Source organism: Nocardiopsis sp. NPDC055879 (assembly GCF_053615935.1).
On the sequence record NZ_JBSHCT010000019.1, the window covers coordinates 18,535 to 43,490 of the forward strand.

General features: G+C 64.6%; 26 protein-coding genes. 9 read left to right on the forward strand and 17 right to left on the reverse strand.

The window, feature by feature from the left end; genetic code table 11:
• Positions 1-253: 253 nt before the first annotated feature.
• The 9 genes from ACWGKS_RS21850 to ACWGKS_RS21890 all read left to right on the forward strand — a co-directional run bounded on the left by ACWGKS_RS21850 (position 254) and on the right by ACWGKS_RS21890 (position 10,737).
• Positions 254-991, forward strand: coding sequence for a hypothetical protein (locus tag ACWGKS_RS21850; RefSeq protein WP_452523719.1), 738 nt, complete (start codon positions 254-256; stop codon positions 989-991).
• Positions 992-1,184: 193 nt separating this feature from the next.
• Positions 1,185-1,535, forward strand: a complete 351-nt coding sequence (locus ACWGKS_RS21855; protein ID WP_452523721.1) for a pilin — start codon at positions 1,185-1,187, stop codon at positions 1,533-1,535.
• Positions 1,535-2,986 carry a hypothetical protein gene (locus tag ACWGKS_RS21860; RefSeq protein ID WP_452523723.1) on the forward strand — a complete coding sequence of 484 codons (1,452 nt, stop codon included), beginning with the start codon at positions 1,535-1,537 and terminating at the stop codon, positions 2,984-2,986. The genes ACWGKS_RS21855 and ACWGKS_RS21860 overlap by 1 nt, the downstream gene beginning before the upstream one ends.
• Positions 2,987-3,916: a PrgI family protein gene (locus tag ACWGKS_RS21865; RefSeq protein ID WP_452523725.1), complete on the forward strand. Its 930-nt coding sequence runs from the start codon at positions 2,987-2,989 to the stop codon at positions 3,914-3,916.
• A complete protein-coding gene (locus ACWGKS_RS21870; protein ID WP_452523727.1) occupies positions 3,917-5,716 on the forward strand; it encodes a VirB4 family type IV secretion system protein in 1,800 nt (599 codons plus the stop codon). It abuts the gene before it with no gap.
• Positions 5,713-8,010, forward strand: a complete 2,298-nt coding sequence (locus ACWGKS_RS21875; RefSeq protein WP_452523729.1) for a type IV secretory system conjugative DNA transfer family protein — start codon at positions 5,713-5,715, stop codon at positions 8,008-8,010. The genes ACWGKS_RS21870 and ACWGKS_RS21875 overlap by 4 nt, the downstream gene beginning before the upstream one ends.
• Positions 8,011-8,038: 28 nt before the next feature.
• Positions 8,039-8,920, forward strand: coding sequence for a replication-relaxation family protein (locus tag ACWGKS_RS21880; RefSeq protein WP_452523731.1), 882 nt, complete (start codon positions 8,039-8,041; stop codon positions 8,918-8,920).
• Positions 8,913-9,995, forward strand: coding sequence for a C40 family peptidase (locus tag ACWGKS_RS21885; RefSeq protein ID WP_452523733.1), 1,083 nt, complete (start codon positions 8,913-8,915; stop codon positions 9,993-9,995). Before ACWGKS_RS21880 ends, ACWGKS_RS21885 begins: the two co-directional genes overlap by 8 nt.
• 76 nt (positions 9,996-10,071) lie before the next feature.
• A complete protein-coding gene (locus ACWGKS_RS21890; protein ID WP_452523735.1) occupies positions 10,072-10,737 on the forward strand; it encodes a hypothetical protein in 666 nt (221 codons plus the stop codon).
• A 60-nt stretch (positions 10,738-10,797) separates the two neighbouring features.
• Here ACWGKS_RS21890 and ACWGKS_RS21895 read toward each other — a convergent pair whose 3' ends face one another.
• The 17 genes from ACWGKS_RS21895 to ACWGKS_RS21975 all read right to left on the reverse strand — a co-directional run bounded on the left by ACWGKS_RS21895 (position 10,798) and on the right by ACWGKS_RS21975 (position 24,934).
• The gene (locus ACWGKS_RS21895; RefSeq protein ID WP_452523737.1) at positions 10,798-12,756 is read right to left on the reverse strand and encodes a hypothetical protein; all 1,959 of its coding nucleotides are present in this window, start codon (positions 12,754-12,756) and stop codon (positions 10,798-10,800) included.
• A gap of 458 nt (positions 12,757-13,214) precedes the next feature.
• The gene (locus ACWGKS_RS21900; RefSeq protein ID WP_452523957.1) at positions 13,215-13,433 is read right to left on the reverse strand and encodes a transposase; all 219 of its coding nucleotides are present in this window, start codon (positions 13,431-13,433) and stop codon (positions 13,215-13,217) included.
• Positions 13,424-13,720: a transposase gene (locus ACWGKS_RS21905; protein WP_452523738.1), complete on the reverse strand. Its 297-nt coding sequence runs from the start codon at positions 13,718-13,720 to the stop codon at positions 13,424-13,426. The genes ACWGKS_RS21900 and ACWGKS_RS21905 overlap by 10 nt, the downstream gene beginning before the upstream one ends.
• A gap of 179 nt (positions 13,721-13,899) precedes the next feature.
• Entirely contained in the window at positions 13,900-14,211 is a 312-nt protein-coding gene (locus ACWGKS_RS21910) for a helix-turn-helix domain-containing protein (protein ID WP_452523740.1), read from the reverse strand.
• A 345-nt stretch (positions 14,212-14,556) separates the two neighbouring features.
• Positions 14,557-15,564, reverse strand: coding sequence for a hypothetical protein (locus ACWGKS_RS21915; RefSeq protein ID WP_452523742.1), 1,008 nt, complete (start codon positions 15,562-15,564; stop codon positions 14,557-14,559).
• Positions 15,561-16,427 carry an N-6 DNA methylase gene (locus ACWGKS_RS21920; protein ID WP_452523744.1) on the reverse strand — a complete coding sequence of 289 codons (867 nt, stop codon included), beginning with the start codon at positions 16,425-16,427 and terminating at the stop codon, positions 15,561-15,563. The genes ACWGKS_RS21915 and ACWGKS_RS21920 overlap by 4 nt, the downstream gene beginning before the upstream one ends.
• Before the next feature lie 75 nt (positions 16,428-16,502).
• Positions 16,503-17,069, reverse strand: coding sequence for a hypothetical protein (locus ACWGKS_RS21925; RefSeq protein WP_452523746.1), 567 nt, complete (start codon positions 17,067-17,069; stop codon positions 16,503-16,505).
• Positions 17,066-17,266 (reverse strand): hypothetical protein, encoded by a 201-nt coding sequence (locus ACWGKS_RS21930; protein WP_452523748.1) that lies wholly within the window; start codon positions 17,264-17,266, stop codon positions 17,066-17,068. Before ACWGKS_RS21930 ends, ACWGKS_RS21925 begins: the two co-directional genes overlap by 4 nt.
• Positions 17,267-17,372: 106 nt before the next feature.
• Positions 17,373-18,098, reverse strand: coding sequence for a hypothetical protein (locus ACWGKS_RS21935; RefSeq protein ID WP_452523750.1), 726 nt, complete (start codon positions 18,096-18,098; stop codon positions 17,373-17,375).
• A 103-nt stretch (positions 18,099-18,201) separates the two neighbouring features.
• Positions 18,202-18,549, reverse strand: coding sequence for a hypothetical protein (locus ACWGKS_RS21940; RefSeq protein WP_452523751.1), 348 nt, complete (start codon positions 18,547-18,549; stop codon positions 18,202-18,204).
• Positions 18,550-18,614: 65 nt separating this feature from the next.
• Complete coding sequence (locus ACWGKS_RS21945; protein WP_452523753.1) at positions 18,615-19,850, reverse strand: DNA polymerase III subunit beta; 1,236 nt, start codon at positions 19,848-19,850, stop codon at positions 18,615-18,617.
• 97 nt (positions 19,851-19,947) lie between these two features.
• Positions 19,948-20,760: an ArdC-like ssDNA-binding domain-containing protein gene (locus ACWGKS_RS21950; RefSeq protein ID WP_452523755.1), complete on the reverse strand. Its 813-nt coding sequence runs from the start codon at positions 20,758-20,760 to the stop codon at positions 19,948-19,950.
• 197 nt (positions 20,761-20,957) lie between these two features.
• Complete coding sequence (locus ACWGKS_RS21955; protein WP_452523757.1) at positions 20,958-21,224, reverse strand: hypothetical protein; 267 nt, start codon at positions 21,222-21,224, stop codon at positions 20,958-20,960.
• Positions 21,225-21,232: 8 nt separating this feature from the next.
• The gene (locus ACWGKS_RS21960; protein WP_452523759.1) at positions 21,233-21,427 is read right to left on the reverse strand and encodes a hypothetical protein; all 195 of its coding nucleotides are present in this window, start codon (positions 21,425-21,427) and stop codon (positions 21,233-21,235) included.
• A 112-nt stretch (positions 21,428-21,539) separates the two neighbouring features.
• Positions 21,540-21,845, reverse strand: coding sequence for a hypothetical protein (locus ACWGKS_RS21965; protein ID WP_452523761.1), 306 nt, complete (start codon positions 21,843-21,845; stop codon positions 21,540-21,542).
• A gap of 502 nt (positions 21,846-22,347) precedes the next feature.
• On the reverse strand, positions 22,348-23,559 hold the full coding sequence (locus tag ACWGKS_RS21970) for an AfsR/SARP family transcriptional regulator (RefSeq protein WP_452523762.1): 1,212 nt from the start codon (positions 23,557-23,559) through the stop codon (positions 22,348-22,350).
• A 433-nt stretch (positions 23,560-23,992) separates the two neighbouring features.
• Complete coding sequence (locus tag ACWGKS_RS21975; protein WP_087096044.1) at positions 23,993-24,934, reverse strand: GlxA family transcriptional regulator; 942 nt, start codon at positions 24,932-24,934, stop codon at positions 23,993-23,995.
• Positions 24,935-24,956 lie beyond the last annotated feature (22 nt).

Consider the following 24,956-nt stretch of genomic DNA (forward strand, 5'->3'; position numbering starts at 1 on the left):
AAAGGAACGAGACGCCGTTTTTCGCTCATCGCCCTGGTGAGAAACCGTACGCACCACGTACGCACCGATCCAAGTCGTTGGCCCGGCCCTTGCACTTGAAGACGCCAAAAGCGCGTGCGGCACCCGCACCTAATCCGTTTTCGTGAGCAGAGAATAAGCAGATCGAGAGCACCATCATGTGCTGACCATCTGCGCATTTCCTGCGAACCCAGTCGTGCTTCATGGAACTCCCCGAAAGAGATGGGAGTTCGACATGGAACACACCGATCAGCCATTCGAGGTATTGCGGCGCACGCTCACGCTCCTCACTACCGGCCCCGGCCAACCCACTCTGCCCACCGCTTCGGTGGAGGGTATCGACGCTACGGAGCTGACCGCAGGCCAGGTCCTGGAGCGGCTGCGCAAGGGGGCGCCGAACCAGACCGATGCGCTCTGGCACCGGGTATTCGCCCGCGCACGTTCGGGCGAGTCCACGTGGACGGTCATCGCGGCCGGGGCGATGTTGCCGCCCATGGTGACCGCGTGCGCCCGGTATGCGCGCGTGCCCACGCAACAGATCCCGGATGTGGAGTCGGAGCTGCTCACAGCGCTGTTGGAGCAGGTGCGGTCCCTGCCCGCCGGCGTGGTCGATGTGCAGTATCGGCTGTGGTCGGCGGTGACCAACACCGCCAACCGGTACCGCTACCGCCAATTGCGTGAGGTGAGTGCGTTGGCGGACAGGGATCCGAGCATGGTCGCTGCCAGCCACAGCAGTGGGCGGGGGCCGGTCACCGTGTTGGCCGAGGCCGTGTCCGCGGGGGTGGTAACTCCGGTGGAGGCCGACCTGGTGGCGCGGACCCGTTTGGAGGGCGCGCCATTGACCCGGGTCGCCACGGATCTGGGCCTGCCCTACATCACGGCGCGTCGGTGGCGGAAGGCCGCTGAGGGGCGACTGGCATCGTCGCTGGACACGGACGAATCGGAGATGGCGATGAGCGATATCGCCACCTGAGTTCCTTTTGATGGGTGAGGAGAGTTCCTCCTCCCCCGTTAAAGGGGACACGCCAGCCGGGGCAAAGAAGGTGCCGAACGCCCTCCACCGATATCGCCATTTCAAGAAAGGAGAAGTTGGCGTCTTCGCCCCGGCTCTGGATTCGCGTGTTCCGCTGAATATCGCGGGGTTTCACCGAATCGAGGTGACAGCGATGGAGGCGGTCAAGAACAGTGTGCTCCCCACCCTGACTTTGGGGGTGGCCGTGGTCTTGGTCGTGGTTTTGGGTGAGATCTCGCCTGTGTGGGCGCAAGAGGCCGAGGAACCCGGGGTCAGCGACCTGGACAGCGTGATCACCAACATCCGCAACTGGATCATCGGCCTACTGGTGGTGCTGGCCACGCTGCTGCTCACCATCGGCGGTCTGCGGTACCTGCTGGCCGGTGGGGATCCGGGCGAGGTCAACAAGGCCAAGGACACGTTGAAGTACTCGGCCCTGGGGTACCTGGTGGCGATCCTCGCCCCGATCCTGGTGCAGATCCTGCGCGGGTTCGTGGGGCTGTGATGAGACCTGCCCGCACGAGCATGATCGTCGTTGTGGTGGTCACCCTGGCCGGGAGCCTGGCGTGGACCTCCCCCGCGCAGGCCGAGACCACGGTCCTGCTCGCTGACGTGTCTACAGACCCCGAGGGCACACCCACCGATCCGGAGGAGTGTGGGGCACTCGATTACGGGTGTCGCGTCACCGTCGGGGTCTATCTGTGGATCGCCGGTCTGGTCGGCGACTTGATCGAGTTCACCATCACCCTGGTCGCGCTGCCGGCCCTGGCCACCCCACCCCCGGCGGACGGGTTGCGCACGGTGTGGGGCGAGGTCCTCACCATCACCAACTCCTTGTATGTGCTGGTGGTGATCGTGGCCGGGGTCTTGTTGATGGGCTACCAGACCGTGCAGACCTCCGCCGCCCTGAAAGACCTCCTCCCCCGGGTCGTCTTGGGGTTCATCGCCGCCAACGCTTCTTGGCTGCTGATCGAGATGATGCGGGAGCTGGCCAACGGCGTGGCGGTCTCGATGTTGGACGGGGCCGCGACCGTGGAGAACGTCACCGTCACCCTCACCCGGGTGTTCGACAACCCCCTCGGTGAAGCCCTCGTCGTCCTGCTGTTGATGCTCATCGGCGCGCTACTGAGCACCTTTTGGATGCTGGCCGTAATCATCCGCGTCGTGCTGTGGATCGTGCTCACCGCCATCTCCCCACTCGCCTTGGCCTGCCACGCCCTTCCCCAAACCGAGGGGCTCGCCCGACTGTGGTGGCGCTCTATGGGCGCACTGATGATCATCCAGATCGCTCAAGGCCTGGTCCTGCGCTTGATGGTGGTGCTGTTCCTATCCCGGGACGCCATGCCCGACTTCATCGAAGCCGCACAGAACGTCATCGACGTTCTCCTGATCATCTGCCTGATGTACGTGCTGATCCGTATCCCCTTCTGGGCGTTCAAGCACGCGTTCAACTACCAGAACTCGCCCCTGGTCAAGGGGACCAAGCTGGTCGCCAGCCTGTTGATCTTCCGTGGCCTGGGCAAGGCGTTCGCGGCCAAGAAGGGCACAGCCACGGCCTCGCGCGCGGCAGCCTCGCGACAAACCCCGCCCCGTCCCTCGCCCCTGCGCTCAGTGTCCTCGGGATCCTCCACGGGTCCACCGCGTCGGTGGTACCAGCCCGAACTACCCGACTTCAGTGCCCGATTGCCATACCGGCAGGACGCATTGCCCGGCATCGACCGGCGGATCGACCGCCGCGAACAGGCACGCCTGCGTGAACGGCGCCGCTACTACCAGCCGACCTTGACACGTCCCTCTCCTCCCCGCCAGGAGCCATTGCCGGGCTGGCGCGAACCCGAACCCCAGCAGGACACGTTGCCCGGCGCCCGCAACATTCCTCCCAGGATTCCGCTCCCCCGCCAGGACCCTCTGTTCGATCCACCCGCCCCTCGCCCTCGTCCTCGAAGGAGGCGCTGAATGTCACGTGTACGCATGCCCGCCGATGTGGAACGCGAGGACAAGATCCTCGCCGGTCTCACCGCCCGCCAGCTCGCGATCATCGGGGTCCCCGGCATAGGACTGTGGGCCGCCTATAGCGGCCTCGACCATCTACTGCCACCGATCGTGTTCGTGATCACTGCGGTCCCGGTGATGGGCGCGGCGGTGGCCGCAGCACTGGTCCAGCGCGACGGACTCAGCCTGGACCGCCTCCTGCTGGCCGCCTTCAGGTTCATTCGCTCCCCCAAACGCCGCGCCACCGGAGCACCTCCCGCTGAACCCCTGCCTTCATGGGTGGATGCCACCACTCCAGCCCTACCCAGCCCACTGGATCTGCCGGTGAAGGCGATCTCCGATGAGGGGGTCGTGGACCTGGCCGAACACGGGTGCGCCGTGCTGGTGTCGTGTTCGACAGTGTCCTTCGCTCTGCGCACCCCCACTGAACAGGCCGGGCTCGTAGCGGGTTTCGGGTCCTACCTGAACTCGCTCAACAGCCCTGTGCAGCTGTTGGTGCGAGCCGAGTCCATCAAGTTAGACCCCTTAGTGGACACCCTGGACCGAGCGGCACCGACGATGCCCCACCCGGCACTAGAGCGCGCCGCCCGCGACCACGCCGACTTCCTCGCCGACCTGGCACAAACACGGGATCTGCTGCGACGGCAAATCGTCCTGGTGCTGCGAGAGAGGGGCGGTGACGTCTCCCATACCACGAACACGGTACGGCGGCGAGCCGAGGACGCCGTACGCGGACTCTCCGCCGCCGGTTCCCGGGCTCAAGTGCTCAGCGGCGGGCAGGTCGCCGCGCTCCTCGCCTCCGCAGCCGACCCTGCCAGCAGACACGTGCCTCCCGAAGGACTCTCCAGCCCCACTTCGACCATCACCGGCCCCACCGCACCAGAGGAGACTTGAGTGTTCACCCGCAGCAAGAAGAGCCGCACCACGCCCGCTGATAGTGCGGGGCCGGTGGCCGCCGAGGTGGAGATCGCGCCCCGACACCTACGGGTGGGGAGCGGGGTGAGTGCTTCCTGGGCGGTGACCGGCTACCCCGCCGAGGTGGGCCACGGCTGGACCGAACCCCTGCTCACCTACCCCGGCCGGTTGGACGTGTCGCTGCACATCGAACCGATCCCGCCCCAAACCGCCGCCGACCGGCTCCGACGACAGATGTCCAAGCTCGAAGCCTCCAGCCGCACCACCGCGGAGAAGGGCAAACTCGAAGACTTCGAGGCCGAGGTCGCCGCCGAGGACGCCCGCGAGATGGCCGCGTCCCTGGCCAGGGGCGAAGGCAAGTTGTTCAGGGTCGGGCTCTACCTCACTGTGCACGCCCCTTCCGAAACGGAGCTGACCGAGGAGGTCGACCACGTCCGGTCGCTGTGTTCGTCGATGTTGCTGGACGTGCGGCCCGCTTCCTACCGCCAGCTCCAAGGGTGGATCGCCGGCCTCCCGTTGGGTGTGGATCCGCTGGACCAGCGGCGCAGCATGGACACCGCCGCGCTCGCCGCATCGTTCCCCTTCGCCTCCCCCGACCTGGCCGTGCAGGCGAGCGACAGAGCCGTGCTGTACGGACTCAACGCCAGCAGCTCCGGGGTGGTGGTGTGGGACCGGTGGTCCGGCGACAACTACAACTCCGTGACGCTGGCCCGCAGCGGCGCCGGAAAGTCGTACCACTGCAAGCTTGATCTGATCCGGAACTTGTACGCGGGCGTGACCGCCGCCGTCATCGACCCCGAAGACGAATACACCCGCCTAGCCCAGGCCGTGGGCGGAACCGTCCTTCGGCTCGGAGAGCCCGGTGTCCACGTGAATCCCCTGGATCTGGCGGTGGACTCCACCGCCCGACGCGACGCCGTTTCCCGACGTGCGCTGTTCCTGCACACCCTGATGGCCGTCATGCTCGGCGGTTCCCTGTCTGCCCGTCAGCGCGCCGCGCTCGATCGGGCTCTGGTCGTCACCTATCGAGAGGCCGAGATCACCGGTGACGCCGAAACGTGGAACCGTCCAGCACCGTTGTTGGCGGATCTGGTGGCAACTCTGGCTGCCGATTCCGACGAGCACGCCCAAGATCTGGCCGTCCAACTCCAGCCCTACGTGGCCGGTTCCTACAACGAACTGTTCCGTTCTCCCACCACCCAGCGACCGGCCGGGCACCTGGTGTCGTGGTCGCTGCGCCGGCTCCCCGACGAGCTCAAGGCTGTGGGGACGATGCTGGCGCTGGATTCGATCTGGCGCACTGTCGCCGACACCCCCTCCCCCGACCACCCCCGCATGGTGCTGGTGGACGAAGGCTGGATCCTCATGCAGGAGCCCGAAGGCGCGAAGTTCCTATTCCGACTGGCCAAGGCCGCACGTAAGCGATGGACGGCCTTCGGTCTGGCCACGCAGGATGCGGCGGACGTGCTCGGCTCCGACCTGGGCAAAGCCATTGTGGCCAACGCGAGTACGCAAATCTTGATGCGCCAAGCCCCGCAGGCCATCGACGAGGTCGCCTCAGCTTTCAGCCTCTCCGAGGGAGAGCAGCAGTATCTACTCACCGCCGCACCGGGGGACGCGTTGCTGTGCAGCGGCGCGGATCTGCGCATCGCCTACCGGGTGGTGGCCAGCGACGCCGAACACGCCCTGGTGACCACCGATCCGGCCGAGCTCGCTGAAGCCAGTGAAGTCTCCTCGTCCCTGGATCTGGGTGACGAGGACGAGGAGGACTTTCTGTGAGTGAGCCCCTGGTCGACATCTGGGCCGTGATCGTTTCCCTACTCGTTCTGGTCGCTCCGGCGGTCATCCCGTTCTGGTGGGTCCCACTGGTCGGGGCCACGGTGTTGGCCCTGCGCCGTGGGGTGGTCGTCCTGCGTCATCGGTCCTGGTCTCAGGGCGCACGCCTGGTGGAGGTCCTTTCGCCGCCCACCGCCGAACTAGCGGGGGCTGAGGCGTTCTGGACTCAGATGCTGGGACTGCTGCGACCAGCCTGGAAGCGGTGGTTACTGGGTCAGCCGCATGTGGTGTGGGAATACGTCGTCGACCAAACCGGGCTGCGCATTCGGCTCTGGGTTCCCGGTGGTGTCCCCCCGCACCTGGTGGAAAGGGCGGTCGAGGCGGCCTGGCCGGGTGCATCGGCCACCACCGGACAACTCTCCTCACCAGTCGAAGGTGCCCGGTCGCACGGCGGGCTTCTCCGCTTGGCTCGTCCCGACCACTACCCCATCGCCACCACGCATGAGGAAGACCCTCTTCGCGGGCTCATCGGCGCTGTCGGCTCCCCCGCTCCCGGGGAGACGGTGCTGGTGCAGGTGGCGGCCCGGCCGGTGACCGGACTGCGGTTGCACAAAGCCAATCAAGCCGCTGCGGAATTGCGTTCTTCCCACAGTGTGCGCTCCGAGGTCTTCGATACCCTCACCCCCGGCCGCCACCGTCCCACCTCGTGGGCGGCACTGCGCCCCGAGGTATCCGGGGAGGTGCGCGCGATCTTGTCCAAGAGTGTGCGCCCCCGGTTGGAGACGGTGGTGCGCTATCTGGTCACCACCTCTGAGAGCCACCCGCAGGGCCGAGCGCATCGGCGTGGTCGAGCTCATGCCCTCACCGGGGCGTTCAGTGCATTCAGCCTGTACAACCACTACAAGCGCCGCCATACCCCCTTCTTGGCCCCGTGGTTGTCACAGGTGCGCTATCTGGGACGCGGAGACCTGCTCTCGGCCAAAGAGTTGGCCACGGTGGCGCACTTGCCCCTGGATGAAGCGGTACCCGGTCTGGAACGGGCCCCTGCCAAGCCCGTCCCTCCTCCCCCGGGATTGGTGTCGGATGTGCCCGAGGCTCGGGTTTTGGGGCGCTCCGATGCGGGCCCTTCCCGGTTGATCGGTCAGAGAGCGGCCGATGCGCGTCACCACACCCACATCGTCGGCGGTACCGGTACCGGCAAGACGTCCCTGCTGTTGAACATGGCCCTGGACGACATCAAGAAACAGCGGGGTGTGGTGTTCATCGAGCCCAAGGGTGAGAGCAACCTGTTGCTGTCGCGGATGCCCGCAGAGGCGGCCGATCGGGTCGTGCTCATCGACCCCGACGACAACGCGCCCCCACCCCCACTCAACCCGTTGTCCGGCCGTGACCGGGAACGCAACGCGGACACCATCACCGGGATCTTCAAAAGGATCTTCGCCGACTCGTGGGGTCCCAGGACCGAGGACATCCTGCGCTCGGCCTGCCTGACCTTGGCGGGCACCGAGGAGGCCGGGCTGGCCAACATCCCTCGGCTGTTGGAAAACTCCTCCTTTCGGCACCGGCTCACCCGCCGCATCAGCGATCCCACGCTCCGCGGATTCTGGGAATGGTTCGATGAGCAATCGGGTGCGGCGCGCTCACACGCGAACGCCCCGTTGATGAACAAGGTCCGCTCGGTCCTGCTGCGGAGCTTCGCTCGGGATTTGTTGGCCACCAACACCCGTGGCCTGGACCTGCGCACCCACTTGGACACCGGCGGGATCGTCATCGCTCGTCTACCCAAAGGGGTCCTGGGCGAAGACACCTCCAGCCTGCTCGGGTCGCTGTTGTTGTCCCAGGTGTGGAACGCCGTGCTCGCCCGGGCTCGCCAACGCGAAGCCGACCGCACGGACCTGGCCATCTACCTGGACGAGGCACAGAACTTCCTCACCCTGCCCTACGGGGTCGACGACATGCTCGCCGAAGCGCGCGCCTACCGCGCCGGTCTGGTGCTCGCCCACCAGGACCTGTCCCAACTCCCCCGAGACTTGCGTGAGTCCCTCTCCGCCAACGCCCGCAGCAAAGTCTACTTCGATGTTTCCCCCGAGGATGCTCGCCAACTCGCCCGGCACATGCGCCCCAATCTCGGCGAACACGACCTTTCGCACCTCGCAGCCTTTCAGGCCTCGGCCCGTCTGGTCCTGCAAGGTGCCCTCTCCCCCAGCTTCACCTTGCGCACCCGGCCCCTGTCCCCGCCCATCAAGGGGCGGGCCACCACGGTCCGCAAGGCCGCCCGACGCCACTCGCCCACCTGAACCCCGCCTCGAAAGAGAAGGACGTCTCATGCTGCGTACGCACACCCGCCCCGATCACCGTGTTCCCACCCGTCAACGCACCTCACCGGAGGTACTGCGCACCCTCATCGGCCGGCTCACGCCCCGAGATCGAGAGATCATGCGTTTGGTGTGGGAGCACCGCACCCTGACCACCCACCAGATCGCCAGGCTGCTGTTCGGGTCCTACTCCAGCGCCAAGGAACGTCTGTCCACCCTCCACCGAATCCGAGCCCTGGATCGGTTCCGGCCCTACATCGGTCAAGGATCCGCGCCTTGGCACTACATCCTCGACGCTCCCGGTGCGCAGATCCTCGCCGGTGCGAACAGCCAGACCCTGACCGAGTTCGGGTATCGGCGCGACCGGGCTCTGACCCTGGCCTACCGGGCGAGCCTGGACCACACCGTCGGCGTGAACGACTTCTTCGTCGACCTGGCCTCGCACACCCGCGAACACGACACCCAACTGCGGTGGTGGACCGCTGCTCGCAGTGAGGCCGAGTGGGGCGACATCGTCCGCCCCGACGCCGCTGGGCGATGGTCCGAAGGAGACCTGCGCGTCCGATTCTACCTCGAACACGACCGGGGCACCGAGCCGCTGCGCCGTCTGGCTGAGAAGGTCGACGCCTACAGCGAACTGCGGCGGGTCACGTCCCGACGCGACGCGGTGGTGCTGTTCTGGCTGCCCTCCACCCAACGTGAGCACAACGTGCGTGCCCGTACCCCACAACCCACTGTCCCCGCCGCCACCGCCGTGCAGGGAACCCATCCGGCCGACGCGGTGTGGGCGCGCCTGGACGACCCCACCGCTGCTCGACTCCGGTTGTCGGAACTGTTGACCGAGCCGATAGTTCAGCCGCCATTGCCCGGGTGGGAGGACGAAGGTGGCTAGTCCACTGGGGTGCGGCTGTGCCCTGCTCATCGGGCTGGTCTTGACTGGCCTGGCCGCCTCCATCGCCACGGTGCTCACCGACGACCCCCGCAACGGCTCTCTCCCCGACGAAGTCGAGGGTGTCGATCCGACCTTGTTGGATGCCTACATCCAGGGGCCGAACATCCTGGAGAATCCCGAATACTCCCAGTGCACCGGGCTGCGGTGGCAGATCCTGGCCGGGATCGGTGCGGTGGAGTCCGACCACGGAGCCACCGTCACCATCCACCCGGACGGCACCACCGACCCGCCGTTCATGGGCCCGCGCCTGGACGGATCCGGGGTCGGAGGCAACACCACCCCGCACTACGACACCGATGACGGCAAGTGGGATGGGGACACCGAATACGATGCCGCGGTCGGCCTCACCCAGCACCTGCCGGCGAACTGGCCCGACTACGGGGTCAACGCCCGCGACGGCGGTGAAGCGGATCCGCATAACGTGTTCGACTCGGTGGCCTCCACCGCCGTGGAACTGTGCCAAAGCGCTCAAGGCGAACCCGTCGACTTCGACGAACGCCAAGACCTCGAAGACGCGCTGTTCCGCTACAACCCCGCCCACTGGTACGTCGAGGAGGTGATGGCCGAGATCGACCACTACGACACCCACCATCCTGGTACCGCTCACCAGGTGGGGCCCGGCAGCCCTGAGGGGGTGGAGGCGGCCGAATGGGCACTCGACCAAGTCGGAAAGCCCTACGTGTGGGGTGGGACCGGCCCGGACGCTTTCGACTGCTCGGGGTTGACCATGAGGGCCTGGGAGGCTGCCGGAGTGCCCATCCCTCGGGTGACCACCGACCAGTACCGGGCCGGTGAACAAGTGGCCTTGGACAGCCTCTCCCCCGGTGACCTGTTATTCTACGACACCAGCGAATACACCCCCGGCCTGCCCCCAACTCACGTGACGATGTACGTCGGCGACGGCCAGATGGTCAACGCCCCCAGCTCCGGGCAGGACGTCCGAGTCGAACCCGTCGATTCGGAGTTCTACAGCCCCAGGTTCATGGGCGCAATCCGTCCGGCTCCCCAAGACTAAAGATCAGTAGGGTCAGACCTGTCCGAAAACTCCGGGAAGTGGGTAAGAAGCTTTCATTATCGTTTACCGTAGTGACATGAAAGACGGAATCCGATGGATCGGTGAACACAGCACTCAGCGCCCGAACAGAAGCATCCCGGGGATGCTTGGCAGCATATCTCTCACTGCGGCCCGCGACATCGACGCGGAAGATTTCCTCACCAGTCTCGGCGCAGAACCCTTCCAACTCGACGAAGGATATCTGTACAAAGATAGGCACTCAGTCACCCTCCCGGAGGGGGTGAAACCTGCGGAGGTCAACTACGCCATGTACGGAACCTGCGGTGACTGGGTATACGTACTGGAGGACTGGGGCATAGCGACCTGGTATTTGCACCGTGGTGGTGGCTCCTCGATGCCGTTCCTAGCCGGGGTAGAAACCGTCTGCGTGAGTGACAATAGTGACGATCCTCCACCCTGCATCGCACACACCACACCTGAAGGTCCCATCATCAGTGTGGAGTTCGGGGAGGATACCGGTCGCGGATCAGAGCTGGATATCCTACTCCATGATGCAGGAGCAGTTTTCCCAAATACGCAGGAAATGCCATGGGACGAGGCGGCCTTGTGCCGCGAGCAGTACCTGAAAAAACTCCCACCTGCGGTGTTCTCCGCAGTCAGTAACTACTGTGGGATGTCCATTGAACGAGTTGACGTCGAAGCTGGAGACCTACCCCTAGCGGTCCTTTTCCCACTGTCCTGATTCCGCCGGGCCAGGAGGGGCCTGGGTCGGCCCCTCCTGGCGTTTTAATTCGACTGATAATCAGGTAGTGGTCATGGTGCAGATGACCGGGTCTGCTGGCGTTCCCCAATCGGTGGTATAAGTGCAGTTACCATCCATACGAGGGTCCAGCCAGTAAGCATCTCCATCCATGAGCCTCATCTCTTCCCTAAACACAGGGAAACGATTCATGGAACCCTGGTTCTGGTTCCCAGAAATTGCGGAACGCCCGCAGAATTCGGTGAACTCAGGGAACAATCCATCGATGTTGTACAGGTGAACCCGGCCCTCATGTTCCTTAGCAAAGGTTTGAATGCAAGCCCTGCCGTTAGGGGTTCCTGTAGTGCTGTCAGCGGGGACTGCTTCGTTCAGGCCTCCCTCGCTCTCAGCCATACCACCGCTGTTATAGCTGGAGGCGAAGGAGAACTCATCACAGTTCAACTGGTCTTCAGCATCGTCCAAGGCACTGGCATGACCATTGTCTGCCGCCCATCCGGGCTCGCCGCAAATACGGCTACGGTTCCTACTATTCTGGTCTTTGTCACCCATGTAATAAAGGGGATTTTCAGCGGCGCGGGAGCCAGGCTGGTTGGGGGACATGCTCTGGATCAGCCAGGCGTGCGCGGCGGCTTGAGGATAGTTCGCGGCGTTGAAGGGGTACGTCGGCGCTGCGTTGAGGAAGACACAGCCGTTGACCGAACTCCCGCTTCCCTTGGTGTCACATCGGATATGATCCAGCTCCTCAGCTTGGTGCCGGTCCTCCTCCGACCAAGGAAATGTATTAAGGCTGGGGACCAGAAACCCGTCAGGGCCTGTAACGCTCATTCCGATTGTAACGTCTGGTTGGAAGATATATTCCTGATTGGACCCGCTCGCGTCCCATTCATGGATAGTTTTCACCCATGCGGGATGCGTGTCGCCAGGCTTCCAACTAGGCTCAACGTTCCAATCACTCCTGTTGGGCTCTTCTGGGGTACAGCCTTCCCCGCACTCGTGCCCATCAATACCCATGGAGATCTCACCAAATTCGTCTGAAACTGGCTCATATGGCTTCACCGTCAAATACTCACTGAAGCTATCCGTTCCATCCAAGACCAGGCGACGAGTGAACGCAAAATAGGTATCGTGAATCGGAGTTTCGTCCGTGTCGTAAAATATAATCTGCCGAATCCGTCGGTCACATTGCGTAAATCGGTCTGAGAGGATTCCCATTTCGAGCGTGTCGCACCATTCAGCTTCCGGAATTTCCACAGTGGCTTGCGCGCTGAGGTCTTCCGAGCTTAGGGGATCAGTCGACTCGGCCATTTCCGTGTCCGGTAGCTCCGTGAGCATCGGGCCGAGACAGACTTGACCGCTGTCGTTGACTGGTCCGCATTGTTCAGTCTCGGTGGACCCTGATGAACTGGTGGTGGACGCGCCTAGCGGTTTAGTATGCTCATCGGCTGGGTCGACATCGAACCAACTGGGTGCGGGGCTATCGAAGTCCGGTGCCGGCAGAGTCAGATCCACCGGGAGTTCCACACGGAAGGGCTCCCAACCTGACCAATCCGTCTCGTACAACGACCCATCATAGGCTGATGTGCGGAACAGGTACTCCACGTTGGGGTCCAGCTTGCCAGGAGGTACTGCGACCGATGCAACAGACCCGGACTCCACAAAGTCGGATACCTGTACCCCAAACTCAGTGTCCGAGATACTGACCTTGGTCTCCGGGTTGCCGTTGGAGTCTGCTTCCCACGCCTCGAAGGTCAGATTAGCTTCGTCGCCATCGGCGTCCGTGACGGTATTGCTCAGTTTGACCTGCGGCGTGTTGACAATCCACACGCCCTCGGAGTTCTGTTCTCCATGGGGCCCGACTTCAAAGTCGGTACCTGACTCGGGGCGTGACCCATTGGCCACTCGGGCCTCGGGACCGGCTGCGGGTTGCGATGACGGTGCCGTGTTCGGGTCAGTTTCCTCTTGGCCAATTTCATTGGCAACTGCTGGTCCTGATCCGATCATCAGTGCGGTGAAGGCGAGTGCACTTATACGAAAGAGAGCACTGTTCCTTCTGGGCCTACCGGGCAAAATTTCCCTTTTCTCTTATCAGGCTATTTTACAACACGGATCACGATACTTATTGTCGATGGCGCGCGAAAGTCAATAACCTGGCCTGAACACGCAAATAGCCGAACGATAAAATCCAGACTTTACAGCCAAGACCGACACGAACAACACGAAGGGAACATACAGGAATTAAGATCTCAAATCAGATACAAAATGATACCGAAGCGGGCCTGAGTCGACCCTGAGATCTTAAGATCATCTTTGACGTGCGAAAACCTCATTTTGGCCACATCCGGCCACACCAGCACCCAAGAAACCCTGATTACCACGACTGGGACCTACAAGCTCCTACTAAGCTTTTAGGTGGTAGTTGACGAACCCACCTGACCACGCCACCTACTATTGATCCGGAACTAGATGATTCTGATGGTGTAGCTGGTGTGCGGGTCCTGGAAGTAACCCCGAACATGACCCGCGAGCCGCTGAACGCTACGGAAGAACGAACGCACCTGGGCCCGCATACGGTGGCGATCGGCGATGACCTCATCGGCCAGGTACCGTTTCAGGTCGGCGTTGACCAGCTCGTCAGGGTTCAAATGGGGTGAATACGACGGCAGGAAGTTCAGCTCGATCTGCTCGGAATGGTCCGCGACCCAGGCACGTACCCCGCCTTGGACCGGTGGACCGAATACTGGTCCACCACCAGATGCACCTTGGCCGTGAAGTGCTTGATCAACCGGCCCAAGAAAGCGATGGACACCGGGGCGGTGAAGTACAGCTTGCCGGTAGGGCTGATCGCGCTCATGGCGTTGACACCGAACCGGTCGCCGCTCCTGGTGGTGGTCGGCGTGCACCCGCTCAACCCCCAGGTGCGACCCGCAAGGTGGTCCGAACGCACCTCGACCTGATCGGCGAACATCACCCGTTCTCCTTGGGCGCGGACCCTCTCACGTAGGTCCGGCCAGGTCTGCTCGGTCCACTGCCGTTGGGCCCAGGGGTCGGCTTGAACGCACGCCAGTCCGGGCGCTGAAAGGTCAACCCCAGGCGGCGCAGGATCTTGTGTATGCCCCGGTCGGTGAAGGTGGTGCCGAAAAAGTCCTAGACCACGGCGGCGACCTTGATGGCGGTCCACAGGGTGCCGCCCACCCCCAGCTGATGGGGCTCATACTCCACGAGTGCTCGGGCCAGAGCCTGCTCCTGGTCGGGGGTGAGCTTGGTGCGCTCGCCCGGTTTCCTGCCGGGCCTGCCCGCGCGTAGGCCTTGAGTACCCTCTGTTTCTTGGCGACGGTGCCAGTTATGGATCGAGTCGAGGCTGATACCGAAGACGCGCACGGCTTCGGTCCGCAGTGCTTCCTGCTGGACGAGCGTGAGCTTGCGCATGTCCACACGCAGGTCATTGTCATCGCTCATGTACCTGCAACACCACAAGAACCAACAGATTCCGGCTCAATATCTGCCTAGACCAGCTTAATACTCTCTCTAATACCACGGACAAGTGCTGATCAAAGGCTCGTAGCAAGAAGTTTTAAAAAATACAACTACAATGTTTCGTTCAGGCCTCGCCGCCGATTTCAGAGCAGGGACGAGGCCTGTACCCGGACCGGCTACACCGGTTAGGATGGCGTGTGCGGGTGTGTCGTTTGCTTGGTTGTTGACGGTCTCCCGTAGAAGGGCCGGGGTTTCCCCGGCCCTTCGCCTGTGTCCGAGTTATTCCCGGGGTGGGGTGACGTCGACCCATGCTTGGCTCACCCACAGCTATACCCGTACCATCTGCGGTTCTCCGGCGAACTTCGCCGCGCACGTGCGAACACCGTCGTAGTCGGGATAGGTCGCTCCGGGGGTGGCGTCCATGATTCCCACCAGGTCGGTGGTCGGTCCTTCTTCACCGGTTCGGGTCAAACACACCAGGTAGTAGCCCTGTGATCGAGCCCGTGCGGCTTCGCGGGCCATCTGGCGCTCGCGCATCAGCAGCGCGACCACTTCTTGCCACTCCACCGGTTCTCCTTCGGGGCCACGGCTCATCAGCGCGTAGGTCAACAGCAGCCGATGTCCGTGGGGCCCATCCCCCTCGAAGGTCAGGTTGTCGCCGTCACCGGCGACCGGCCCGAGATACACCGGTTCGCTTCCGACTCGCACCCATACCTGCGCCGACCATTCCCCGTCGCCGCTCTTCTTCAGGTGGCTCACCCGCATCCGGAACTTCATTGGGACGCGCAGCCCGGTGTGGGTCAGACTGGTCAACCGCGTCGGCGGCTGGTGTTCTTGGCCCGGAAGCAGGGGTGACACGCCCAGCCACAGATCCCGCATCCATGCCTGGACTCGGACCACGTCGGTGGTGAACAGGGCGGGGTCCACCTTGAGTTCGGGGCCCGGCCCGATCGGTCCGGGAGCATCCACCTGGTGCAGGGTGATGGTGCCGTTGGTGTGGAAGGCGCGCACGGCCACGGTGGGCCGGTCTGCCTCGGTGGCTTCGGTGATCGCCCGGTCGTAGCGGTACTCCATCACCAGCTCACGCAAGACCGTTTCGCGCGAGGGGCGCTTGCCGTCCACGGTCCAGCACAGGCCGGTGAACGCGCTAAGAAAGCGCCGTGCGTCCACGTTCATGTCGAGGTCGACCGCATGTGGGCCAACGGTGAGCTTTCCAAGGACGGTCTCACCCTCCTGGATGGTGGACAGGATGCGCCCGTCAGCCAGGAAAGTGGTGTCGGTGACGCGCAGCGTGGTGGTGGGCACTCGCAGTTCGGTGTAGGGCAGCGAGATCATCGGTTTCCTCCCGTCGGGTCGGTAGGGTGGGTCACGGCGCGGAAGGCCGCTTTCAGGCGGGTGTCAGAGCGAATCTGTCGGGCGTGGGAGAGGACTTCGCGGCGTTGTGCGTACGCACTGCGGACCACCTCGTCGGTGAGCACATCGCCCACGGTGAGCAGTACACGGAGGCCGAGCCCCCACAACAGGCTGTTGATGGCGGTGCAGGCGATAGCGAGGGGATCCAGATCGGATCCCACCCACGTCAGGCGGGTCGGGTCCTGTCCCTGGGCTCGTACGGCGGTGGCCACGGTGCGCCACAGCCCGCCGGTGCCCACGGTCGGGTCGTGCACCGCGCCCGGCTCTGTGGGGCCGGTCATCTGAGTGAGCAGTTCGGCGATGCCCGCGGGGGTGTAGAACGCCCCTCGTGCGGCTTGGGCTTTGGGGCCCTTGAGTTGGGCCATCACCACTCCGAGCAGGTCCACCGCGTGGCGCTGGTCGGCGTCTTCGGTCAGCTCGTACAGACCGGCCCCCACCGCGGCACGGGCCACCTCGTGCGAGCCCCGTCGTTCCTGTTCGGTGAGTGGTACCGGTCCGTGCCAGACCAACAGCAGTGGCGCGAGTGCCGGGGTCAGGTCGGGGCGGTCGTTGACGACGCGTATCCAGATCTGTCGGATCAGGGCGTCGACCCGGGGCGCTGGCAGGGTCGTGACGTGGTCGGCCAGACGGTGCCGGTCGTTCGGTGGTGGTTCGAGTAGGGCGAGGGCGGCCACCACGGACAGGGGGATGTGTCCCTGTCCGCTGCCGTGGCGGCGATGCCAGGCATCGGCCACACGGTCGGCGATGGTGTGCGCCCTCTGTTCCGGGGATCGGTTCTCGGGCATGGGAAGCCTCCCGGGCGGGGCGGGCCGGTAGGTGTGCGGCCCGCCCCGGTGCGGTGACGGGTCAGGGGTGCGCGGTCAGCGGGTCGGGGTGTTGCGCAACCGAGCGCGCCACTCGTAGGCCTGCCAGGGCGGGGCGGGTTCCCGACCCCATGGCACGCGGGCGATGCGCTGGTGGACGTATCCGCCGTCGTGGTGCGGGGAGCGCACCGAGGCGAACACCCGCAGGCCCTCGGCGTTGATCGCGTAGACCCATTCGATGAAGGCCGGGTCACAGGCCGGGCCGGTGTGGGAAGCGTCGCAGCGGCACACCAGCATCGGTGTCCTCTCCGAGCGCTGCCCGTGGCAGTAGCACTGCGGGATCATCCCGTGGTGAGGGTCGTCGAAGGCCTGGAACCCAGCACGGGCGAAGTCCTCACCCGTGAAGACCCGGCCGCCCAGGTTGCGGGCGATGAGGGTGGACCAACCAGCCGGGTGCTCATCGATCAGCACCCGCGTCATCTGTTCGTGGTCGCGGCCGAACGTGTGGTGGTAAAGCCCGAACAACTCACGCCCCAGAGCGGTGGGGTAGGCGTCACGGTGGTGGTAGCGGCCCTGCCACCCTCCGTCGGAGGTGGGTCGGGCGATGGCTCCTCGGGTGCTCATCGCTGCCCCTCCTGTCCGGTCATCTGGTCGGCCGCGTCGGCCGCCAGGGTCAGCTGGGAGGCGAACACGCGCGCCTCCTGCGGGGTCAGCGGGATCAGGTGGGCCAAGGCCCCGACCGGGCCGGCCCAGGCCATCACCCGTGGGGTGTCGGGCTGGACGCTCGCGCCCGTTCGGGGCGCGCTCGGTACGCTGGACATGACTGCGTCTCCTTGTCTGCGATGGGTAGTCGCGCGTTGGTGATGTGGTCGGGGGCCGGTCTGCGGCTAACAGGCCGGCCCCGCATCGTGCGGCCGGTGGCGTTGACTACCGGTCGTCGCTCTGGGGAGTGCGGTGGTACTCCACCCATCCCTGCTTCGCACCGGTCCACAGTTGGGCGCGAACCGTGCCGGTGGGCAAGTCGGCGATGGTGCGGTGAACGGTGATCAATGCCCGCTCATAGTCGGGATAGGGGGCCGACAAGTTGAAGGTGGCGTTTCCGGGGATGCCGATGTCGTCGAAGAAGCGGACCATGTAACGACCCTTCTTCTGGGCACGGGCCACATCGCGCGCCCACTCGTACTCATTGGTCAACTCGTCGATGACGGTTTCCTCATTGACGGGCCCACCGGTGTTGTCGCGGCACTGGTCCACGAAGTCGGCCAAGGCGCGGCGCGCTCCGCTGGTGTCGGGGTAGAACAGCGTCATTCCGCCCGTGCCGTGGTTGGTGATGGTGCCGAGCTTGACGCGTCCCTCTCGGAGCGTCGCCGACCAGGCGATACCGCTTCCCACGTCGGTCTGTCGCAGGCTGGTGACTCGGATGCCGGTGTGGGGCACCTGCAATCCGGTATGGGGCAGGGTGATCATGGTTTCTCCTTCCTCGGGTGAGAGTGCGCGGGTGATGGTGAGCCGGTCATCGTTCAAGGTGATGCCGTACTCGGTCCACAGCGCCGCGCAGAGGTCAGGTTCGTGGTGTGGGCAGGAACGCCAGGTGATGCCACACGAACCCCCTTCATGGAGGTTGTGCAGGGTCAGGCCGCTGGAGACGAACACGGTGGCCGTCCTGTCACAGATGGGCAACGGACACCGGTCGAATGGGCGCGCGCGTGGCATGGGTCCTCTCCGTTCCGGTCGAGGGTGGTCGTTCTGTCGGTGGTCAGTTGTCGGCGCACCACACGGCGCTGTCGCCGGCCATGAGGTGCCATCCGGTGAACAGGCCTGGGATGGCGGTCATGGTGCTGGTCAGGTGCAGGGCCACCACGTCGGCGACGTGGTCGGCGTGGTCGGCCATGGCGATGACGTGGATCACGGCACCGGAGTCATAGGGGGCCACGTCCGTGTCGATCACCACCACGCCGGGGGTATCGGTGGTGGGGAGGGTGGCCAACCCTGTGGTGAGGTGCATGTCGGTGGCGAACTGTTGGGCCGGGGTCAACGCGCCCGACGCGTCGCTGTGGTCGGGGTCGCCGGCCAGGGCGAACAGTTGCACGCGTACGACGGCCACGGTCTACCTCCTCTTCGATCCGGGGTGGGGTGGCGCACCCTGGGAGCGCCACCCCGTCGGGGCGGTCACATCAGGCGCAGAGGCATGAGCAGGTGCCGGTAGGTGGTGGGGTCGTCGAACTTTTCGCCGGCGTCGGTGAGCGCCACCGGTTTGGTGGGGCTCTGGATGTGCAGGGTCACCGTGGATCCGGTGAAGGTGGCCAACGCGTCGAGGGTGTACCGGGGGTTGAGCCCGATCACGTCGTGGGTCTGGCCGTCGACGGTGGCGGGGATGTCAGGGGTGCTCACGTAGTGGTCCCCTTCTCCCAACCGGGGTGCCATCCGCACGGTGTCCTGCCCCACGGTCAACACGATGGGCAGGTTGTCCCTATCGGTGGCCTTCATGACCTCGGTTGCCTTCTCGGTGTGGCGGATCAGGGCCTGACGGTCGACGGTGACCGTGGTCGCCACCTCGGTGGGGAAGTACTTGGTGTACTCGGTTCCCTTGACGAAGGACTCACCGTCGTTGTGTTGGCGGGTGAGGATCGACACCGGGCCGGTTTCCAACTCGATCAGGTCGATGCCCCATTGGTCGATGCCGTGCCCCAGGGTGAGGGTGCCCGTTCCGGTGAGCTTGGGCAGGATCTTGCGCAGCATGAACCCGTTGAGGAGCACGGCCGGGGCATCGTTGGTGAGGGTGGCCTCCACGTGTCCCACGGCCAGCCGGTACCGGTCCGATCCGGCGATGATCAGACCGGTGTCGGTGGGGTTGGTCTTGACACCGGTCAACATCGGCAGGACGTCATCCCTGCCCACGGCCGGCATCACCCGCCGAACCTGGGAGACGAACCGATCACCGTCCATTCGGGCGAACACCTGCGGTGAGGTGGGAAACTGCGGGTAGTCCTCCAACGGCAACCGTTCGAGCGGCATCGTGTGATCCGCCAACGTCAACGTGGCGAAGGCGGGGTCACGGCCGGCCAGGGTCACCGTCGATGCGTCGGCGCGCTTCTTGGTCATGCCTTTGGTGAGTGCGCTCACCAACTTGGACAGTTCCCGGTGGCGCACCAGCAGGGTTCCCGGGGTAGTGACGGCGTCGGGGATGCGGACCGTGATGGCGGTGTCGTAGTCGAATCCGCACACCATCAGGTCGCTTCCGTGGGCGCGCAAGAGCACGCCGGCCAGAACCGGAACCGAGGGACGGCCGACAATGGCGACACCGACCGTGGCCAACGCATCGGCCAACGTCGCGCGGGTGGTGGTGAACACGGGTTCGGTGACCGTGTCGTCGTGGGTGGTGGTCCTTTCCAGGGTCTGAGTCATCGTGTGCCCTTTCGGGTCGGGGTGGGATCCGGAGGTTTCGCCCCGGTGGCCGGCCACAACAGCCCTGGGCGTTGTGGCCCACCAGCGCGGCGCAACCTCACGCGGGAACGGGTTCGGTGACGGCGTCGGGCAGGGCCTTGACCAGAGCGGCGGCGATCTCATCGGCGACACTCAGCACCTGTTGGGCGCTGTTGCGTGCGGTGTCGGCGTCTTTGGCCCATCCGGCGACGTAGGGCACCGAGTAGGGCAGACTGTCCAACCCCACCAGGTTCGTCACCAGGCACGCGACGGATTCGGCCTCGACTTCACCCATGGCGCGAGGGAGGTCGCGGGTGTCGTGTTCACACACGATGTGTGCCAACTCGTGCACCAAGGTTTTGACCGCTTGCGCGTCCTCTACCGTGTCGCTGATACGCACCGTGCGGGTGTCCCACCGAACCCACCCGTTCGCGGGTGCGGTGTCGGCGCGTTCGATCTCGTATCCGCGCGTGGTGACCATGTCGGCGACCACGTCCCACACCTGGGGAGGCGCCGCGCCGGTCAACAGGGTGGGCGCGGCCCGTTCGGATTCGGGTACCGGTTCCCCGTCGGTCTGGCTGATGTCGAACACGGTCTCGACCTTGAACCCGCGCACCCGGTACTGCGGGTTGCCGTCGGTGTCGTTGACCGGATCGCCGTTGTCGTCGCGTGCTCGGTAGCGGGCCGGCGCGAGGATCCGGATTCCCTTCTCACCACGTCGTACCTGCCGACCGGCCTTTTTCCACGCCCCATATCCGCGTACGTCGGTGGCGTGTTCGCACTGTTCAATGATGAGGAGAAGGTTGTTCAGCGAGTAGCGGCGCAGCCACCTGCGCGCGGAGAGCATGGCGCGCCACCCTTCGGACGTGGTGAGGGTTTCCACCTGTTCCATCAGGGCGTTGTGTGCGGCGTTGAGCCGTTCCTGTCGCTGTTCCGGCGTGAGGGACTTTCGGGTTTTCTTTCCAGGTGCCATGATGTCGGCTCCAATTGAAAGCGGATGGTTTTACAGTCCGGTCACAACGCACACCGTGTGTGCGTTCTGATCAGACCCCGGGGTGTACCGGAACGGCCGGCGCACCCCGGGATTTTCTACCAAGGCTGGTAGCCGAATTCGTTGGTGATGACAGCTATGGTTTTCATCATCTCTCGGTAACCCACGGCGCGCGCGTCGGTGATGGTACGGTCCGGTTCGTCGTCTCCGTAGGTGTCCGAATAGTGATAGGTGAATTCCGCGTGTTCGGTGAAGACGCTTCCACCGGGCTCGTGCCAGTAGAAGATTTGCGCAGTCGTGGCCACGCCTTCGTCGGTTTCACCGCGTGCGACGAATCCTCGTTGCAGTTGCATACGGGTGTACATGGAACCCCCTACGATTCCTGCTCTTGCTTTTCGCGCTCAAAGGCAACGGTGTTCGCGTAGCATCGCCGCGCGGTTTCCTCGTCGTCGGCATCGAAGTAGGCGACGCCGAACGTCGCTCCGAGGTAGTCCAAGACGCAGAACCCCCCGTCAGTGGTGCGCGAAAGGGTGATCACGGCGTTTCCGACCTGTTCACGTTCGAGCATGGGGCGATTCCTCCGATCGGGTGATATCAGCGCGACCCACGATCGTTGTACGTTGGCGCGCATAATTCCGTGGGTGCCGTTCGCCACCTATGCGGCGAACGGCACAACGCGTCTAAAGACGCTCGACTCGGATTCCACCCCGGGGGCCGAAATACACGTGCCGGTCCGGCAAGGACGGGTCACTGTCGGGAGCGGCGAACAGGTGAATACAGGAGTCGTCACCGACGGCCGGCGTGAGCACGTGTTCGGATTCGCGGTTCACGTACTCGAACCGTTGACGGGAGGAGTATCCGTCGTGGTACCGGTCGTGAAGCGCGTCTTCGGCATCCCGCAAGGATCCGAAACGCTCCATGTCGCTTTCGGGATCGGAAAGCGCATAGCCGTTTCCGCCATACCACAGGCCATACCAGGCGGCCATGAGAAGTCTCCAATGAGGGTGTCGGGGTCGTTTGCTTGGTTACTTTATATATACCCATATCGCGAACCAGAAACACATTCATTGGGAACTTTTTCAATCCCGCCGACTCGACACAAGGCACGCAACAAAACAACGACGACAACCCGAGAGAGGACCTTTCATTACCATCAAAGTAATTACCAGGCATTCGCATGCAATGAATTAAATGAATCCAGAGGGTGCATATTTCTGAGACAGAAAGCCAGGCAGGATTTCCATTCAGTGCCCTCAGAGAGTTTGCAGCTATGCCTGCGGCATCTGTCGGAGGGGGCACCGACGCACCCTGCGTACGCTGTCACCAGGCCTCATGCATGCACGAACTCCCGCCCCTCATAGGGGCGGGAGTGGTGGTGGGCGGGCCAGTGGGCGGCCGGGCAGCGCTTTTCGGCTCTACGCACACCCACCGGACATGATGAAACAGTCGGCCCGAATTACATCTCGGGCCGACTGTTGGATGTCGGTGCTATTCGGCGCTTTCCAGGAGTTCTCGCTGATTACGCATCACATGATCAGCGGCTTCGGTGTCGCCGTTCTCAGCATACCTTCGGGAGAGTTCTCGCGCAGCGCCGTCATGGACAGGTTCGATCCTCAGGGCCCGCTGGAGCATGGAAATGGCCTGCCGTGTGTCCACCGATGCAGAATGGCCAGTGAGCGATTCAACTATTCTAGTACGTATTCGCACTCGCACCGCTTCGGACCAGGAGAAATCTGTCTGGTCGGCGAAGTCTCCGTCGACCATGGCGGCGGCGCTGGTGGCCAGGACCGCTGGGGTATCGCTGTGGGAGGCCTCCTGAAACAGGCGGTCCATTTGCCACAGATCGCACCCCACCATGGCCGCGTTCAGCCGGTAGCGCTCCTGGTCGTGGGTGATGATGGCGGTGGCGGCCTCGCCCAAGTGCGGACGGCACGCCGATCGCACCGCGGTGCAGGCGTCGTGGAAGCGCCGAATGGCCCGGTGCGGGGCTTCCTGGGGCCACATCTCATCCACCGCGGTTTCCAAGCGGACCCCTTGGGGGTGTGCGGCCAGGTAGGCGAGGACCTCATACGCAGCTCGGCGGTGGGGGCGCACCTGGTGACCATGGGCGGCCAGGGTGATGGGGCCCAGCACGGTGACCGAGACCGTCCCCTGCGTGGTGTCGGCTGCCATGTCGCTGTCTTCTTCGGCCGGAAGGGCACCCGACGAGGTCGGTTCTGATGGGCGCTCCCCTGGTGGGGACTTCTCCTGGTCTTGGCCTTGGTCCGCTTCCTGGTCCTGGGGTGGGGTCTTCTTCTGCCGGGGCGGGGCGGCCAGGGCCTCACGGTGCGCCGCCAGAGTCCGCTGGAGGGTTAGGAGTGGGGTGGGGGCCCATCGGTGGCCGCTCAACTCCCCTATTCGGTCATCGGCTTGGGTGATGATCCCGTTCTCGTCGAGGGTGAGGGTGGGGCCGCCCCCTGTGGGCCAGGGCCCCAGCAGGACGGCGCTGAGAGGAGCGCCCTCGACGTGGGCGAGCAGAGAACTCACCTCCTCGGTGATCTCCACCGAGGCGCGAGCCAGCAACACGAACTGCGGCCCCACGGGTTCGTCCTCGGTAGGAGGGTCTTCCGCTGCGTCGGCCACCTCGTCGGCGGCACTGTGGCGAGCCAGCACCTGGAGTTGGAGCAAGGTGAGGGCATCGGCCACGGTCTCGGTCACCATGACCGATGCGTCCTCACTCAACACCGGTAGGCGCCCCGCGGCTCTTCCCAGATGAGGGTGTAGGTCGGCCGGGCGCGTCGGTCCGCAGATAGACGTCGAGGTCTCCCGACGATGGAGGTTCCTACGCCATCCGTCCGAAAGACCTCGACGTGACCGACGCTACCCCGCCGGCCGGCTTCGGCCGCCCTGACCTGACCGCCTTCGCGTCTCATCCCAGTCGACCCTGATCGAGTCTGCTGACCCCCTCGACGAGAACGCAGCGACATCACAGCCACCCAACCCCGACCGTCCGGGAAGCCGGGACACGTCACATGACCTGTGCTGCGGGCGTGTCGAGTGGGTCGTCCAGGGGCGACGCAGGAGCGTCGACGCGACGTGCTGAGAGGTGGTTCCAGTCGAGCGCTAGGACACCGGCTACAGGCATGGCGATAGGTCAGGAACGGCGTCGCTCCCTGCGCAGGAGGGAGCGCAGAGTCTCGGCGTTCGCGTAGCCGACCCGTAGCGCGATCTCGGCGGAGGTGAAGTCCGTGGTTGCTGAGAGGTGCCGAGCTCGTTCGATGCGAAGCCGTTGGACGAAGCCGAGCGGAGTGAGGTTGAGCGCCGCACGGACTCGTCGTTCGAGGGTGCGCCGGCTGGTGCCGAGCGACTGCGCGACGAAGGCGACGTTGAACGGTTCGTCCAGGCGGGCGCGCACGAAGCGTTCGAACTCGACGACGATCGGGTCCTCGTGCCGGAGATGTTCGTAGGCGACGAAGGCCGCCTGCGACGGACGCTCGTCGATGATGAGGAGCTTGGCGACATGTTGGGCCAGGTCGGGGCTGATCGATCGCACGAGTGAGAGCGCGAGGTCGATGTGGGCGAACGCGGCGCCGGCGGTGACGAGGTTCCCGTCGACCACGACCATGGTGTCGAGATCGAGGGCGACGGTCGGATAGCGCTTCCGGAACTCCGGCCCCAGGAACCAGCTGGTCGTCGCCCTCCGATGATGCATCCGTCCGGTCTCGGCGACAGCGAACACGCCGGTGCACGCCGCGGCGATCCGGGTGGTCGCCTCGTCGAGGCGCCCGAGCGAGGCGATGACCGAACGAGCATCTCGGCTCTGGAGGACGTCGTTGGTAGCGGCGGCCGTAAGGGTTCCAAGCGCAGGGACGACGACCACGTCGAACTCTCCGGACTCCGACAGCGGGTGGTCCACCGACAGGGTCATCGATGCCGTCGTGGTCACTCGCCGTTTCGGTCCGAGGATGGCGAGTTCGATCGGGTCGATCCGCGGGTCGACATCGCCGCGGGCTCCGTCGGCCACCCGCACGATGTCGATGATCGACGCGATAGCCGAACCGAAGCAGCCGTCGATCGCGATCAGTCCGATACGCATGACGTAAACAATAGCAATACTG

Excerpts from the sequence above, each read along its gene's own strand:
- ACWGKS_RS21945 (WP_452523753.1), bottom strand. The coding sequence starts at position 19,850 with ATGACTCAGACCCTGGAAAGGACCACCACCCACGACGACACGGTCACC.
- ACWGKS_RS21850 (WP_452523719.1), top strand. The coding sequence starts at position 254 with ATGGAACACACCGATCAGCCATTCGAGGTATTGCGGCGCACGCTCACG.
- ACWGKS_RS21960 (WP_452523759.1), bottom strand. The coding sequence starts at position 21,427 with ATGCTCGAACGTGAACAGGTCGGAAACGCCGTGATCACCCTTTCGCGC.
- ACWGKS_RS21890 (WP_452523735.1), top strand. The coding sequence starts at position 10,072 with ATGAAAGACGGAATCCGATGGATCGGTGAACACAGCACTCAGCGCCCG.
- ACWGKS_RS21915 (WP_452523742.1), bottom strand. The coding sequence starts at position 15,564 with ATGATCTCGCTGCCCTACACCGAACTGCGAGTGCCCACCACCACGCTG.
- ACWGKS_RS21975 (WP_087096044.1), bottom strand. The coding sequence starts at position 24,934 with ATGCGTATCGGACTGATCGCGATCGACGGCTGCTTCGGTTCGGCTATC.
- ACWGKS_RS21895 (WP_452523737.1), bottom strand. The coding sequence starts at position 12,756 with ATGATCGGATCAGGACCAGCAGTTGCCAATGAAATTGGCCAAGAGGAA.
- ACWGKS_RS21955 (WP_452523757.1), bottom strand. The coding sequence starts at position 21,224 with ATGTACACCCGTATGCAACTGCAACGAGGATTCGTCGCACGCGGTGAA.
- ACWGKS_RS21855 (WP_452523721.1), top strand. The coding sequence starts at position 1,185 with ATGGAGGCGGTCAAGAACAGTGTGCTCCCCACCCTGACTTTGGGGGTG.
- ACWGKS_RS21880 (WP_452523731.1), top strand. The coding sequence starts at position 8,039 with ATGCTGCGTACGCACACCCGCCCCGATCACCGTGTTCCCACCCGTCAA.
- ACWGKS_RS21860 (WP_452523723.1), top strand. The coding sequence starts at position 1,535 with ATGAGACCTGCCCGCACGAGCATGATCGTCGTTGTGGTGGTCACCCTG.
- ACWGKS_RS21925 (WP_452523746.1), bottom strand. The coding sequence starts at position 17,069 with ATGAGCACCCGAGGAGCCATCGCCCGACCCACCTCCGACGGAGGGTGG.
- ACWGKS_RS21920 (WP_452523744.1), bottom strand. The coding sequence starts at position 16,427 with ATGCCCGAGAACCGATCCCCGGAACAGAGGGCGCACACCATCGCCGAC.
- ACWGKS_RS21905 (WP_452523738.1), bottom strand. The coding sequence starts at position 13,720 with ATGTTCGCCGATCAGGTCGAGGTGCGTTCGGACCACCTTGCGGGTCGC.
- ACWGKS_RS21910 (WP_452523740.1), bottom strand. The coding sequence starts at position 14,211 with ATGAGCGATGACAATGACCTGCGTGTGGACATGCGCAAGCTCACGCTC.
- ACWGKS_RS21970 (WP_452523762.1), bottom strand. The coding sequence starts at position 23,559 with ATGGTGACCGAGACCGTGGCCGATGCCCTCACCTTGCTCCAACTCCAG.
- ACWGKS_RS21930 (WP_452523748.1), bottom strand. The coding sequence starts at position 17,266 with ATGTCCAGCGTACCGAGCGCGCCCCGAACGGGCGCGAGCGTCCAGCCC.
- ACWGKS_RS21965 (WP_452523761.1), bottom strand. The coding sequence starts at position 21,845 with ATGGCCGCCTGGTATGGCCTGTGGTATGGCGGAAACGGCTATGCGCTT.
- ACWGKS_RS21865 (WP_452523725.1), top strand. The coding sequence starts at position 2,987 with ATGTCACGTGTACGCATGCCCGCCGATGTGGAACGCGAGGACAAGATC.
- ACWGKS_RS21950 (WP_452523755.1), bottom strand. The coding sequence starts at position 20,760 with ATGGAACAGGTGGAAACCCTCACCACGTCCGAAGGGTGGCGCGCCATG.